This window comes from Bythopirellula sp., from assembly GCF_041737835.1.
GTDB lineage: Bacteria > Planctomycetota > Planctomycetia > Pirellulales > Lacipirellulaceae > Bythopirellula.
In genome coordinates this window covers 43,553-57,473 of sequence record NZ_JBGSQY010000001.1, presented here as the reverse complement: position 1 = coordinate 57,473, position 13,921 = coordinate 43,553, and the positions used below count along the sequence as shown (strand labels likewise).

Here is a 13,921-nt window from a genome sequence, read left to right as displayed (position 1 = left end):
GATTGCTAACGCGCAATTTCTAAAGAACCTTGTTGGCCTGAGCGAAACTCGCCATCCGGATTTTCCAACTCCGCCCAGACTCGGACTTGTCGTGTGACGGCGTCCATCTCGGGGCTGACGAAACGGAGTTTGCCTTTGGCGATTTTTCCCGTTTCGCTGTTAAAGACCACATCACGTCCCACCATATCTCCTACAGCATCTTCTGCTGCAAGAAATCCTTCGGCACGCAAACTTTCGACGGCAACCAATCGCAAAACCGGCGCGCCGATTTCCAGCCATTCGCCGATTCGGCCATGTACGAGCACCACGGTTCCCGCGAAGGGCGCCTGCACGCCATGTTGCTCAAGCTTCAGTTCCGCCGCGACCAACTCCTGTTCCTTCATTCGCAAGGCAAAACGATCCAAATCGAGTTCATGTTCCGCTTGTTTTTTCTCTAAGTTCAGTTTTTCCACCGTCAGCCGCTCGACATCGATCTGCGACTGCGAAATGCTCTTGGCGAATTGAGCGATCGATTCTTGTGATCTTTTCAGTTCTGCTTCCGCGACTTCCAGTGACTTCTCCGCGTACTTAACTTTTGTGAGATTGCCCGCCTTCGCGGCTGCTTGGGCCGCTTCGATCTCCGCTTTCGCGACATCAAGTTCCGCCTGGCGGGTATCAAGCTTTGCTAATACTTGCCCCACTTCCACGACGGCCCCTTCATCTACCAGAATCTCGCGCAACATACCCACTTGTTGCGCGGGAACTTCCGCGGCCTGAAAGGGACTCAACACTACCGAATCAATCACCAGGGGTTCAGCACAAAGTGCATTTGTTACCGAACAAATGCAAATTAAAGCACCCCAATAAATTCGCAGCAATTGCTTCATCAAAATGCTAACCAGGAATAAATTGTGTCCCAAACGTCGTGCAGCCACACATAACCAAGCGAACGGCTGCCGCAATTGATTCGCGCTATCGCCGCCATTTGCGGACGGGCAGCCGGTAACGATTGTTCATCGACTTTAATTTCCACACGCACGTCGGGCAGTTCCTCGGTGAGCTTGGTGGGATCAAGCACCGCCGTTTCAGTAATGGTGTTCACCTGGCCATGGAAGGTGTGATCCAAATCTCCAGCCAAGCGAAAACGTGCCGTCAGTGGCACTTCCGTTTGACGTTCCGCTGCGATGATATGACCAATTCGATCTTGAGCAACGTCCGCGTCCAAATTCCATCCCGAGTTCGTGTCGGCAATCGTAAACAACACTTGCCCACGTTCCACGGGGCGAGTCTGTAAAAGGTTCTGTACATCGAGGGTCAGAACGGTTCCTGCAATCGGACTGCGTAAGGTCAGTGCCTCGCGGCGCTTGGTCAAGATTTCCATCTGTGTGAGTAAACTCGCTTCGCGAAGTTCCAACTGTTTGGCTTCCGCGGAAAGCGGTAAACGGTCAGGCTTTAATTCTTCGCGACTTTGGCGATCCGTTCGACTGACGGCGATAGCTTCCAATCGCTTGCGTACGGTTGCCAACTCGCCGCGGACTCGCTCGGTTTCTAAATCTAATTCTGGATCGTCCAAGACGGCCAGAACAGTCCCCAATTTGACTTGGTCGCCATGGTGGACCTTGATGTCACGGACCGTTCCATTGGTCGTGGCAAAAACATCTTGAACGGTGCGTGGCATCAAAGTGGCTGGCGCTTCGATTTCGAAATCGGTTGGGATAAAAATCAAAGCCAAAACCACGGCGGCGATTCCCCCACCCGCCACAGCAAACCGACTCAATCCCCAACTTTTCCACAATCGCGTCCATCGGTTGGTCCAATCAGCCACCGTGCGAACCGGCCAACGATTCCACTCGATGGCTTGCTGTAGAACCGGCTCACACAAATGGGCAAGCTCGACAACTTTCTGTCGCGATAGTGTTCCCTCTGAACCAAACGCCTCAGCAATCAAGACCACAGCAGCGTGTTGTGATTTGTGATCGCTGTCTTCATCAGGCTGAAACTCAAGCGGCACAGCCACAAGCTGCCGAGCATGGGAATGATCGATATGTTGTTCGAGTGCGCTGGCTAATGGAGTTGGAAGCTCGGCGAGTTCGATCCGTTCTGAGTAATCAAGGGGCTCACCCCAGTGGGCCGTCGCGGCGGCGAGATTTTGCAAATCTTTCACGGCGTCAGATCGTTGTTCCAAACGCTCCGTACCGCTGGCTGCCAACATTGTCCATGTTTGGCCGTCTCGCGCGAGAACGCTCAAACGATCCGCACCTAAAAAGCGACTTCCTTCATTGGCCAGTTCATAGGCAACTTCCGTAAGGCTCTTGCCGCGATGCAATCGGCGCAAAAATGTAAGCACCGCATCGTGATCTGATTGCTCGCTACGAAGCGTTCGTAGTTCATGATGCAGGTGATATTGGTCGACGGCATGAATGACCGCCGACAAAAATTCCACCCAACCGCGTTGAGTGGCCGGGCTACCGCCGTTTCGCAGGAATAATTCAAGGACGACTTGCGGGCGAGCCGTCTGCTTGTCGCGAGCAGTTCCGATCAAAATCGCAGCATGAGTTGGATTATCTTCTCCCGGTAACAAAACACGCGGCTGTGCAACCATGGCTGCCTGTTGCAGCAGATAATGATGAGCAATGCGACTCGACTCGTCAGACGGTACAAGCGATTCAAAATTGACTGCCGCTATGGGCTGCCACTTGCCGTGTGAGTCCGGCAGCCAAACCGCCCCACCCTCGGCTGCTAGCGTCGTGATACAACGATCCAGCAGCCGACGGAAGAATTCAGTTGGCTCAATCGGCGCGCAAGCCAACTCATGGAGATTGGTGATCAATTCCTCCACTTCTTGCCAACTTGCCGCGAGTGTATCTGGTTCGAGTGTGCTCATCACTTTTCCAGTATATCCACGCCGTATGAATTGACTGCTTCCTGGTTTGGCTGCCAGCAAGATTCTTGACCTTAGCATTGCTGGCATAACGGCTTGGCAAGCTGCGTAACTTTTGCCGTTGGTAACGGAAATCATAGTTATACCGGTTTTGGCAGGCCGAAAACCAAGCAGAGACCCTAACTTCTCTGGGAGTGTGGACTCCCTGTACGTAACCTGCAATTGATTCGGCGGCCTCGAAAATAGGCCTTCGGTGGTATGGCATCCTCTTCTCGCACACGATGGGCTGTGATAGTGCTCTACCTCATGGTAGCGCTCCCCGGCTGTCGTTCGGGCGGCGACAAAACCTTCAAGGCGGCGATCCCCGAAGACTGCTACCACACGATTGCCACCGAGGTTGACTACCCCGTGGTCTCGCCTTGCAGCGCCACCGAGGATTGGGCCCCGCTGGCCCCATTGTCAGTCACCAACGAGCAACCGCCCGAATACTGGGACGTGAATCTTGAGACAGTCGTCCAAATGACACTCTCGCAATCTCAAGTGTTGCGTGACCTGGGGGGAACCGTTCTAAGATCACCGGCTACCGTGCAAACTTATTGGGACACGGCTATCGTCGAAACGGATCCACGATTCGGTGTCGACGCCGCATTGAGCGCATTTGACGCACAATTTTCGTCCAGTGCTTACGGCGAGAAAAACAACCGCGCACTCAACAACGAATTCTTTGGCGGCGGCACACGCATCTTGTATCAAGACGCCTTTGTGATGCAGTCGCAAATTACTAAGACCTCCGTGGCTGGTACACAGTTGGCCGTCCGGCACTTTACCGACTATGACGGCAACAATGCTCCTAGCAATCTCTTCCCGAGTGCCTGGAATACGAATATCGAAACTGAATTTCGTCAGCCGTTGCTCCAAGGATACGGCATGGAGTACAACCGCATCGCTGGGCCGACAAATATACCCGGCGTCTACAACGGCGTGTTGATCGCTCGTGCAAACACCGACATCGAACTCACCGACTTCGAGATTTCTGTTCGCGACTTAGTTAGCAATATCGAAAATGCCTACTGGGATCTCTACTTCGCCTATCGTGACCTCGACGCGAAAATTGCAGCACGGGATGCCTCGCTCGAAACCTGGCGACGAATTCACGCCCTGTACGAATCGGGCCGCCGAGGTGGCGAGGCCGAAAAAGAAGCCCAAGCTCGCGAACAGTTCTTCCGTTTCCAGGAAGAAGTGCAAAACGCATTGAGCGGCTATCTGGTTGATGGCACGCGTACCGAGAACGGTAGCCCAGGTGGTACGTTCCGTGGTAACGGCGGCGTGCAAGTAGCGGAACGGCGATTGCGCATGTTGATGGGCTTACCACCTAGCGATGGCCGGCTGCTTCGCCCCTCCGACGAACCATTGACCGCTCCCGTGCAATTCGATTGGACCGCTACGACTCGAGAAGCCGTGATTCGACGTCCTGAGTTGCGCCGCCAACGATTCCAAACGCGGCGCTACGAACTCGAGTGGATCGCCAGCAAGAACCATTTGCTGCCGCAGTTCGACACGGTGGGTCGCTACCGTTGGCGTGGCTTTGGTCACGACTTATTGAATCCGGATTACAGTGCTGGCGGCGAGTTTGACAATGCCTACAAGAATCTCGCCAGCGGCCGCTTCCAAGAATGGCAGATTGGCTTGGAATTGACCGTACCACTCGGCTATCGCCGGGGGGCCGCTGGGGTGCGTAATGCCGAGCTGCTGCTTAGCCGTTCGCGTGCCTTGCTTCGTGAACAAGAACATCAAGTGCTACACGGCGTATCCGCCGCAGTAGCCGAGATGGAACGTGCCTATGTTGTCTCGCAAACCACTTACAACCGGCTCGATGCAGCGCGGAATCAACTCGAAGCCATCCGTGCGGCCTTTGAAGCTGACAAAGCACCCTTGGATTTGCTACTCGATGCCCAACGGCGTTTGGCGGATTCCGAAAGCCGCTACTTCCGCTCGCTGTCTGAGTACGCCATCGCGGTTAAGAACGTCCATTTTGCTAAAGGCACATTACTCGATTACGACGGTGTCTACCTGAGCGAAGGAGGTTGGCCGATGGCGGCTTACAACGATGCCACGATCCGGGAGAATCGCCGTGGCCGTCCTCGCGAGTTGAACTACGCGTCGTCGCAAGCCCCGCTCGTGGCTTACGGTCCTTACGAACAACGGCTCGACAAAGTCATTCATGAATCAGCAACTGGACCGGAGCCACCAGTCATTCCTGAGCCCGCCGATGAAGAAGCAACGACCGAAATGATTCCGGATGTTTCCGAGGCTGTTCAACCACCCTGGAAGCCGAATGTGACTGCCGTTCCGATTGCACCCAAAACAGAATCCGAGGTGACGCTTCTCTTCGAAGACACGAGCGAAGAACTCATCGAACCGGTGCATTATCAATCCGAACAATTGCTTTCCACGCCCACAACACAGCAATAGTTTAAGCCTTGGCAGTTTGCAATTCTCCTACCAAGTAGTCCGCCAATTCCTCCGGAGTGGGGCAACTCCAAATCACCATCGGCGGCGATTGCAAACCCAGCAACTGATCAAGTTCCTGGCTAATTTCTACGGCCGTGAGCGAATCAATCCCCAGTTGAGCGAAAGGTGTTTGCGGCTGCATGGCCCCCGGCATCAAATTCGCGCGGGCCGTCAACCAAGTCATCAGCCAGCTCAGCATCTCCGCCTGCAATTTCTCTGGTGACATCTGACCGATGCGATCAAGAAACATCGGGGGTTCGGCTTGGGTTGGCGAGCCTTCCCGGTCGTTGCCTTCTGTATTCTGATTGATCCATTTCGCGGTAATGGCCAAATCACCATTCAGATATTGCTCGCGGATGCGATGCCGCTGCACCTTGCCGCTGGAAGTCATCGACAAGCTGGCTGGGCGAATGAGCACAATCGCGTAAGGATCGATTTCATGTTCATCAACGACGGCCGTGCGGATGGCTTGGAGCACTTGATTGTGATCGGCATTCCGGCTTTCACGGCGCAATTGATGAGCGAGCACCAGCTCTTCGCGGCCATCAATATTGATGGAAAAAGCGGCTCCGAGATCGACCGCCTCATGGGCAGCTTGCGCTGTCCGTTCCAGATCATGCGGGTAGTGATTGCGTCCCCGCACAATGACGACATCCTTCAAACGCCCGGTCACGAACAACTCACCCTCGTGACAAAATCCTAAATCACCCGTGCGGAGATACTCTTCGTCGTGGCTCGAACCATTCGTGGCGAGCTTCGCACGAAAGACTTCGGCATTGACGGCTTCTTTATTCCAATAACCACGAGCAATCGATTCGCCACGAACCCAAATCTCGCCAACTTCATTCTTGCCACAACTGGCATGGGTCTTGGGATCAACAATTTCTACTTCGACCCCCAGACATTCTGGGCCGCAACTCACGAGGGCTTGTGTGCGTCCATTTTTCTCGGCCAACTGCACGACTCGATTGTCACGCATCGCCTGGCGATCGACTTGCAGCACGCGCGGCCCCGCGGCGGATTGCCCACCCGTCACCAGCAGCGTCGACTCAGCCAATCCATAGCAAGGGAAGAATGCGCTCGGCTTGAACCCCGCGTCGGCGAAGGCATCGGCGAATTCCGTGAGGGTTTCGGAATTGATCGGTTCCGCGCCGCAAAACGCCAGCCGCCAGGAACTCAAATCCAAGGCCTTTCGGTCGGCGGGACTCGTCTTACGCTCGGCCAATTCATAAGCAAAATTCGGCGCGCCGCTGATCGTCGCCTTCGTCGCGGAGATTAATTCCAACCAACGCTGCGGTCGACGTAGAAATGTCGTTGGCGCGATGAGTGTGCTCGTCGCACCCACATACAACGGCGTCAGAATTCCGCCTATCAATCCCATGTCGTGATAAGCCGGCAGCCAAAACACGCCTTGGGCATGTTCATCGATACGAATACCAAAGCCAACTCGAATCGCTTCGAGGTTGTGCATGATATTGCCGTGGCTCACCATCACGCCGCGTGGTTCGGATGTTGAGCCCGACGTGTATTGCAAAAAGGCAAGATCGTCGGCGCTACGAACCACAGGTTGAAACGCACAGCCTTGTTGCGTTGCGACATTGTCGGTCGCTTCCCAAGCAAGCACGCTGATCGCAGGGGATTGTTGATCAAGGCAAAGACCGCCCAACACGCTGGTCTGTGTCAGCACTAAGCTCGGATGGCAATCGGCCACGATCGAGTCTAGCCGAGGCATCGGCCGCTTGGGCTTGGGATAGGTCGCCGGCACGGGGAGCGCCCCCGCGTAGACACATCCCATGAATGCCGCGATGAACTCCAAACCGGGGGGGTAAACCAGCAGCACCCGATCACCCGGCTTCACCCGCGAGGCAAGCCACCCCCCCAAGGTTCGTGAACGCGCAGATAATTCTTGGTAGCTCCACGATTCGGTCTGTCCCGCATCGTCTTCAAAGACAAAGGCCTTGCAATCGGGATAACTTAACGCCTGCTGCTCGACCATGTCGGCCAGGCTGGCGAATCGCGTGCCGGTCTGTATCAGCTCGTTATCCATTACAATCAACGACACGGGAAAGCTTCTTCTCGGGACCTGCAGGCAACAGGCTGCCATAGATTAGCCGGTTGGCGTGCTTTGGGGAACACAATTGCACGTATCGTTCCCAAAAATCGGAACGAACAGGCAAACTCCGTGATCGAATTTCGCTCATTCGGATGGATAATACTCCGTATTCCTTAGGGATTTGCCTCGGGAGACGCTTCTGCCGGATTCGCGGGAGGCGGATTGGTCGCGGGTTGATTCGTCGGGGGAGCCAATCGAATGCCCAACCGTTGGTTGTTTAAGTAAATGACCCCTTGGTAGGAGACGGCCCCATCCCCCTGCCCTGGCGTCATCACCGGAAGTGGTTCCGTTAAGGCCACCACGAGCGGCCGCCGCATTTCATCGATCACCGCCAACTGCCTCGCGATAACCCTTCCGACGATGACGTCGTGCGAAATATCACAGATTTCGTTCCCGTCGCTATCCTTCAGAATGAGAGCTCCCACGCGGTCGGCCAATCGCGTGGGGTCGCCGTTGATGGCTCGTTTGAAACCAAGCTCGGCGAGCGATTTATCAGGATCCTGCTGATCGATGATTTGCAGCCGTTCGCAGCGAATCTCTTTGGCTTCCACGCGGTCGATGAGCTTGTCCCGGACCGCCGCCCCTAAGGCGAACAACAGCAAAGGGTAGATGATCCAACGTTCACGTTCCGACATGCCTCACTCCTGACAAAAATTATGATCTAATATAGTGCTTGTGATTGACCTTGTGCGTCGACTTGCCGAGGCAGCCAAGCTAGGTTCACGCGGCTGACTTCGACCTGATTCTTTTCAATCGCCGTGAGCAGGGAATCTCGAACTTCATGATCAGCTGAAAGCCGAGTACCCAGCGCAACTCTGAAGTCGTCGAATTCCTTCTGACAGTCTGCGAGTTTCTCTGTGAGCTCAGCCAATTCGGCCTTGGCTTCGGAATATCTTCGTCTGCCGCGAGTCATTTGTTTGGTCGAGGTCTGCGTCACGATTTGCTTGCGTGTACTGCCACCCAGCAAACGAACGAAAATCACTTCGAGCGCTCGCCACAGACTCCCCAGCCACCACCACCGATTCTCATCGACTTCGAGTTGAACTTTGCGGACCGAATCTTCTAGCTTATCACGCTTCGTCGTCAGGTCGCGTAGGGTGCGATATTGCTTTTCAAACCACTCGCCCAGATCACGTTGCCAGATCTTGTAGTTTTTGTCCTGGGTCAGTGGCCCCACGAGCGATAGAAATCCGCTGTTGGTGTAAGGTTCGTTATCCCAATCATTCGGAGGCGTGAGAATCTGGGCACCGTCCCAAATCGATGATGGAATCTCGCTGTTCATCTCGCGACGCACCAGAAACTTGGCCTGAGGTGATGACGTAAGTTGGATTTCAGCAACCAGTGCCGGTTGATACTGTATCGAGCTTTCCGCATCAGGAACGCGGCTCAGCGGCCAGAACTTTTCCGAGATATTGCCTGACAGCATCGGCCGGGCTTGATCGTGACTCACGGTCGATCGTTCCGCTGGCTTGTTCTCAGCAGCTTGAGACTCGGCCGCGTTTGGCTTGCGATCCTGCATCAGCTCGCGAATCTGGTCACGGGTGAGCGGTCCGCGCAGGTACGACATCACCCAGCGGGTGTGCATCACCTGCGGCTGTTCGCTGTGAACATTGTTCACCAGAAACACACGGCTCCGCAGCCCGGAGAGCAGCGCGTCCATCTCGCTGCGATTGAACTTGGAGCCCGCCTGGGCCGAAGCGCCTTCCAAGCCGTCGAGCACGCGGAGTTTGTCGCGCTCGGTTTGTAACCGCCCCAGAAACCATGTCCCCGCGTTGGAAAGCCCTTTGTAGTCCAGATCGACCGGATTCTGCGTGGCGAGTACAACTCCCAAACCAAACGCACGCGCCTGTTTAAGCAACGTGAGCATTGGTCGCTTACTCGGAGGATTGGCCGATGGCGGAAAATAGCCGAACACTTCGTCCATGTAGAGGATCGCCCGGAGGCTCCCCGTGCCGGATTGCGAGCGCATCCAGCTCAATATTTCGTTGAGCAGAATTGTCACGAAGAACATCCGCTCGTTGTCGTTCAAATGAGCAATCGAAAGAATTGACAACCGCGGTTTCTTATCGGAGGTGTACAGCAGCGACTCGATATCCAGTGACTCCCCTTGCAACCAATTCGCAAACGAGGGAGAAGCCAACAGATTGTTAATTTTCATCCCCAACGCCATGCGGTCTTTGGCTGGGAGAAAATTCTCGATGTCGACGATCCCAACCATGGTGAAGGGAGGCTTTTGAATGTCATGGATGAGTGCCGACAAATCGAGGCTGCGCCCGGCACGCCAGGCGTGATCAAGGATGTTGGAAATGAGAATCGCCTCGCGGCTTTGTACCGGATCGGCGTCGATTCCCACCAAGGCTAGCACACACTGCGTGGTTGATTGCAGCAAATCGTTGTAGGTGTCGCCGTCATCGATGACGGCCTGCGGCGGGGCATGAAAACCTTTGAGCACCGTGAGCGGCATCCCCGCCGTGCTGCCTGGGGTGTAGATCACCTTATCAACATCGGCATACCTTTGAAGTCGCGCTTGGTCTTCATTCCAGTCGGCAAGTCCCTTCTTCCACAGGGAGGCTGTCTGCTCCGCCAATTCCTCTTTCGTGATGCCCAGTTGTTGGGCCACCGAGGGATCGACCCACGGCTCGAAGTCACTCGGCTTGAGCTGCGGGAACGCGAGCAGCAAATTACCCAAGTCCCCCTTGGGATCGATGGCGATCACGGGAATGCCATCAAGCGCGGCTTCCTCCAAGAGCGACATGCACAAGCCGGTCTTGCCGCTCCCGGTCATGCCGACGCACACCGCGTGGGTAGTCAGATCGTTGGCATCGTAGAGCACCTTCTCCTGCGCAAGCTGCCCCGTGGCGAGATCGAAGGGTCGACCAAGGTAAAAGGAACCATTTTTTTCGTAATCAGCCATGAGTAGTCGCCCAACACCCCGCCGGAAAATTGCTCCGCGATTCTAGTCCGATTTGAAATAATGGTCTATCTGGCCCGACTCGTGGTATGGCTTTTGGAGTTTTGGAACGAATCAGGCGAATTTCGATTTCTGGTGACAAAACCCATGAGTTTTGGAACGGTGCCAACGAGTTTGCTCTGCAATAATCGATGAATACAGAAATCACAGGTGACAAAAGTCCTGGGGTTTTGGTCAAAATATTTTCGCGTTGATTCGAGATTTAGCGCCCAGCGCCAGCCAAATACATAACGCCGCGCAGGCGTATTGTGACACGTGAAGGAGTGCTTCGCCACAACGATTCTTGGCCACTAGCGGAGTTTAAAATGGTGGGTGCCAGCGACACTCGACTGATGTGGAGATCGTGTACGTGAGAATGGAATCAGTCGAGTGTCGGTGTCGCCTGCGACAAGAAGTTTTGGGCGATGCTTGAATACCTCTTGTGCTGCGCACCCCGACGCATGTCCGACTGAGTTTTTCCTATTGACTACGCACTTTGCGGACGATGTGTCGGGGCTACCGGTATCAATTACTTCGTCGCGATCGTGTACGAGAGCCCTAAGCCACGGCATAAGAGATGCGCGAATTTGACGGGCAGCTTATCAATCAATGGTTCGCACCATTGCTTGCACAACCGCAGTCCCTTGCCGCAAAGGTAGATGCGCTGTCTGCTCACACACAGTGGCGTGGCTACCGAGCGGAACCCGGTTTCCTTGAGCAGTTTGACCGTCTCTGACAGTCGGTATTCTTTGAAGTGCAGGCCGCGGGCTTCGGTGCGCAGCGGACAAAATGTTCGCGTGATGTCCGAAGGCCGCAACAACCAGTTCGGCGTGATCGTGACGAGCATGCCGCCCGGTTGCAGCAAGCTGTAAATGTGCGAAAGGTAGTCGGCGATCTCGTCGGGGCAAATATGCTCGAACACGTCGTTCCAATAGATCAACGTAGGACGCTCATCCAACGAGTCGCGTTTCACTTGCCGGAGATCGCCAAACAGAAGTTGATCGGCGTAGCGTTCTCCCAACAGCGCGACGGCATGTTCGCGCATGGTGCTGGAAATCTCTACTCCCGCGACCGAGAAGCCATGGTCGCTGACTTCTTTCAGCAGCATGCCACTGCCGTAGCCAATCTCGAACAAGTGGGGACACTCGACGCCTTGATTCGTCTGGCGGTGCAACAGTTCGAGCACCAACTTCACGTAGCGTTTGTCGAGCCCCATCACCAGCGGCTCGTCGTCGGTGCGTTGTGCGGCAAGAATCGTGCAAATCGTGTCGTAAGCCTGCCCCGTGACCAGAGCGCGTTCGCGGCTGTTCTTGGGCAACTGGGCGATCGCGCGAGCGAAGCGTTGCTCTTGCTTCCACTGCAACTCGGCGAGTTCCAAGACGCTGAGTCCCGCGAGCGGCAGCCAATGTCCATCGGCCAGCATCACTTCCGGAAGACCGGACGGCGGCGACTCGACCAGGGGGTCGCTTGATTCCAGGGGAAGTGTAAGCATGTGAGTGCAATCTCGCCGGCAATATCTGAGGTCATCCGCCATCGTAAGAATAGTGCGCGAACCTCACCCGCGAAGTGCGGTTCTTTGGGGGCGGGGTCTCATTGGAAGGCTTATACCAATCGTGACGCCATCCCCCTAGCCGCCGGTGCAAGCCGGTGGTCGAACCCTCAGAAACCACGGGCTTGCGCCGGTGGCCAGGATGGGGTTACAATGACCGTTTCTCGTCTCCAGGCCTACCAAACCGCAACGTAAGGACCGTAATCGTGCCCGCAGCACTCAATAAAATCAGCAGCCACATCACGCAACCTAAGTCGCAAGGTGCCTCGCAAGCGATGCTCTACGGCACGGGGATGTCCGAAGACGACATGCAAAAGGCGCAGGTCGGCATCGCCAGCGTTTGGTACGAAGGCAATACGTGCAACATGCACCTGCTCGATCTGGCGGCCAAGGTCAAGGAAGGCGTCAAGGCGGCGGGACTCGTTGGCATGCGATTCAACACGATTGGCGTGTCGGACGGCATTTCGATGGGGACCGACGGCATGAGCTTTTCGCTACAATCGCGCGATCTGATTGCCGACTCGATTGAAACGGTCATGGGTGCCCAGTGGTATGACGCCTGTATCACCATTCCCGGTTGCGATAAAAACATGCCGGGCTGCATCATGGCGATGGGTCGTTTGAACCGCCCCGGCTTGATGGTTTACGGCGGCACGATCAAACCGGGATTCACGCACTTCGGCGGCGACTCGCAAAAGCGCGACGTTGTAAGCGCGTTTCAATGCTACGGTGAATTCCTTGCGGGACGGATCACCGAAGACGAACGCAAGGAAATCGTGCGTTCAAGTTGTCCCGGCGCAGGGGCCTGCGGCGGTATGTACACCGCCAACACGATGGCCTCGGCCATTGAGGCGATGGGGATGTCGCTACCCTACAGTTCGTCGATTCCTGCTGAAGACCCCGACAAGCTCAAAGAATGCTTGGAAGCGGGCAAAGCCATCCGCGTTTTGCTGGAACGCGACATTAAACCACGCGACATCATGACCCGCGCGGCGTTTGAAAACGCGATGGTGCTCACGATGGCCGTCGGGGGTTCGACCAATGCCGTGCTGCATTTGTTAGCAATGGCGCGGAGCGTCGATGTCGAACTCACGATCGACGATTTCCAAAAAGTGAGTGATCGTATTCCCTTGCTCGCCGATCTCAAGCCAAGCGGAAAATACGTTCAAGAAGAATTGCACGCCGTGGGGGGCACGCCAGCCGTCATGAAGATGTTGCTCGCCGAAGGCTTGATCGACGGCTCGTGCCTGACGGTCACGGGCAAAACGATTGCCGAGAATTTGGCCGATTTGCCAGGACTCAAAGCCGGGCAAGAGGTGGTGAAGCCGCTTTCCGATCCGATCAAAAGGACGGGTCACATCCGCATCATGCGGGGCAACTTTTGTCCTGACGGCGCGGTCGCGAAAATCACCGGCAAGGAAGGTTTGCAGTTCACCGGCCCGGCCAAAGTGTTCGACAGCGAAGAAGACATGCTGCACGCGCTCGAGCAAAAGAAGATCAACAAAGGCGACGTGGTGGTTATTCGCTACGAAGGCCCACAAGGGGGCCCCGGCATGCCCGAGATGCTCACCCCCACGAGCGCGATCATGGGTGCCGGTTTGGGCAGCGACGTGGCGCTATTGACCGATGGCCGCTTCAGTGGCGGATCACACGGATTTATCGTGGGGCATGTTACGCCCGAAGCGCAAATGGGCGGTCCCATCGCGCTGGTAAAGACGGGCGACAAAATCATCATCGACGCCGAGAAGAACACGATCGATGTCGATATCTCCGACGCGGAATTCCAATCTCGCCGCGCCGCTTGGAAAGCACCAGCGTATAAAGCGACCCGTGGGACGCTCTACAAGTATATTAAGAACGTGAAAAGCGCGAGCGAAGGTTGCGTGACGGATGAGTGAGACCTTTACTCGGCATCGTCCCGATGCCGAGTAAAGGTAT

At 55.6% G+C, this 13,921-nt stretch carries 8 protein-coding genes; 2 read left to right on the top strand and 6 right to left on the bottom strand.

Features of this window, described 5'->3' with window-relative positions:
* Positions 1-5: 5 nt before the first annotated feature.
* Positions 6-770, bottom strand: a complete 765-nt coding sequence (locus tag AC6T8Q_RS00245; protein WP_500677178.1) for an efflux RND transporter periplasmic adaptor subunit — start codon at positions 768-770, stop codon at positions 6-8.
* A gap of 95 nt (positions 771-865) precedes the next feature.
* Positions 866-2,863 (bottom strand): efflux RND transporter periplasmic adaptor subunit, encoded by a 1,998-nt coding sequence (locus tag AC6T8Q_RS00240; RefSeq protein ID WP_500677177.1) that lies wholly within the window; start codon positions 2,861-2,863, stop codon positions 866-868.
* A gap of 255 nt (positions 2,864-3,118) precedes the next feature.
* Between AC6T8Q_RS00240 and AC6T8Q_RS00235 the strand changes: the two genes are divergently transcribed.
* The gene (locus AC6T8Q_RS00235; protein ID WP_500677176.1) at positions 3,119-5,332 is read left to right on the top strand and encodes a TolC family protein; all 2,214 of its coding nucleotides are present in this window, start codon (positions 3,119-3,121) and stop codon (positions 5,330-5,332) included.
* 1 nt (position 5,333) lies between these two features.
* On the opposite strand, the gene AC6T8Q_RS00230 is transcribed toward AC6T8Q_RS00235, so the two are convergent.
* From AC6T8Q_RS00230 to AC6T8Q_RS00215, 4 genes are all read right to left on the bottom strand, one after another.
* Positions 5,334-7,433 (bottom strand): AMP-binding protein, encoded by a 2,100-nt coding sequence (locus AC6T8Q_RS00230; RefSeq protein WP_500677175.1) that lies wholly within the window; start codon positions 7,431-7,433, stop codon positions 5,334-5,336.
* A 164-nt stretch (positions 7,434-7,597) separates the two neighbouring features.
* Positions 7,598-8,119 carry a hypothetical protein gene (locus AC6T8Q_RS00225; protein ID WP_496921865.1) on the bottom strand — a complete coding sequence of 174 codons (522 nt, stop codon included), beginning with the start codon at positions 8,117-8,119 and terminating at the stop codon, positions 7,598-7,600.
* A 26-nt stretch (positions 8,120-8,145) separates the two neighbouring features.
* On the bottom strand, positions 8,146-10,398 hold the full coding sequence (locus AC6T8Q_RS00220) for an ATP-binding protein (RefSeq protein ID WP_500677174.1): 2,253 nt from the start codon (positions 10,396-10,398) through the stop codon (positions 8,146-8,148).
* Between the two features lie 565 nt (positions 10,399-10,963).
* Positions 10,964-11,926 (bottom strand): class I SAM-dependent methyltransferase, encoded by a 963-nt coding sequence (locus AC6T8Q_RS00215; protein WP_500677173.1) that lies wholly within the window; start codon positions 11,924-11,926, stop codon positions 10,964-10,966.
* Between the two features lie 263 nt (positions 11,927-12,189).
* Here AC6T8Q_RS00215 and ilvD point away from each other — a divergent pair, with 263 nt between their 5' ends.
* The gene (gene ilvD, locus AC6T8Q_RS00210; protein ID WP_500677172.1) at positions 12,190-13,881 is read left to right on the top strand and encodes a dihydroxy-acid dehydratase; all 1,692 of its coding nucleotides are present in this window, start codon (positions 12,190-12,192) and stop codon (positions 13,879-13,881) included.
* Positions 13,882-13,921 lie beyond the last annotated feature (40 nt).

Bases quoted from the DNA above. Each gene is read 5' to 3' on its own strand.
- AC6T8Q_RS00240 (WP_500677177.1), bottom strand. From the start codon at position 2,863: ATGAGCACACTCGAACCAGATACACTCGCGGCAAGTTGGCAAGAAGTG.
- AC6T8Q_RS00235 (WP_500677176.1), top strand. From the start codon at position 3,119: ATGGCATCCTCTTCTCGCACACGATGGGCTGTGATAGTGCTCTACCTC.
- AC6T8Q_RS00225 (WP_496921865.1), bottom strand. From the start codon at position 8,119: ATGTCGGAACGTGAACGTTGGATCATCTACCCTTTGCTGTTGTTCGCC.
- AC6T8Q_RS00220 (WP_500677174.1), bottom strand. From the start codon at position 10,398: ATGGCTGATTACGAAAAAAATGGTTCCTTTTACCTTGGTCGACCCTTC.
- AC6T8Q_RS00215 (WP_500677173.1), bottom strand. From the start codon at position 11,926: ATGCTTACACTTCCCCTGGAATCAAGCGACCCCCTGGTCGAGTCGCCG.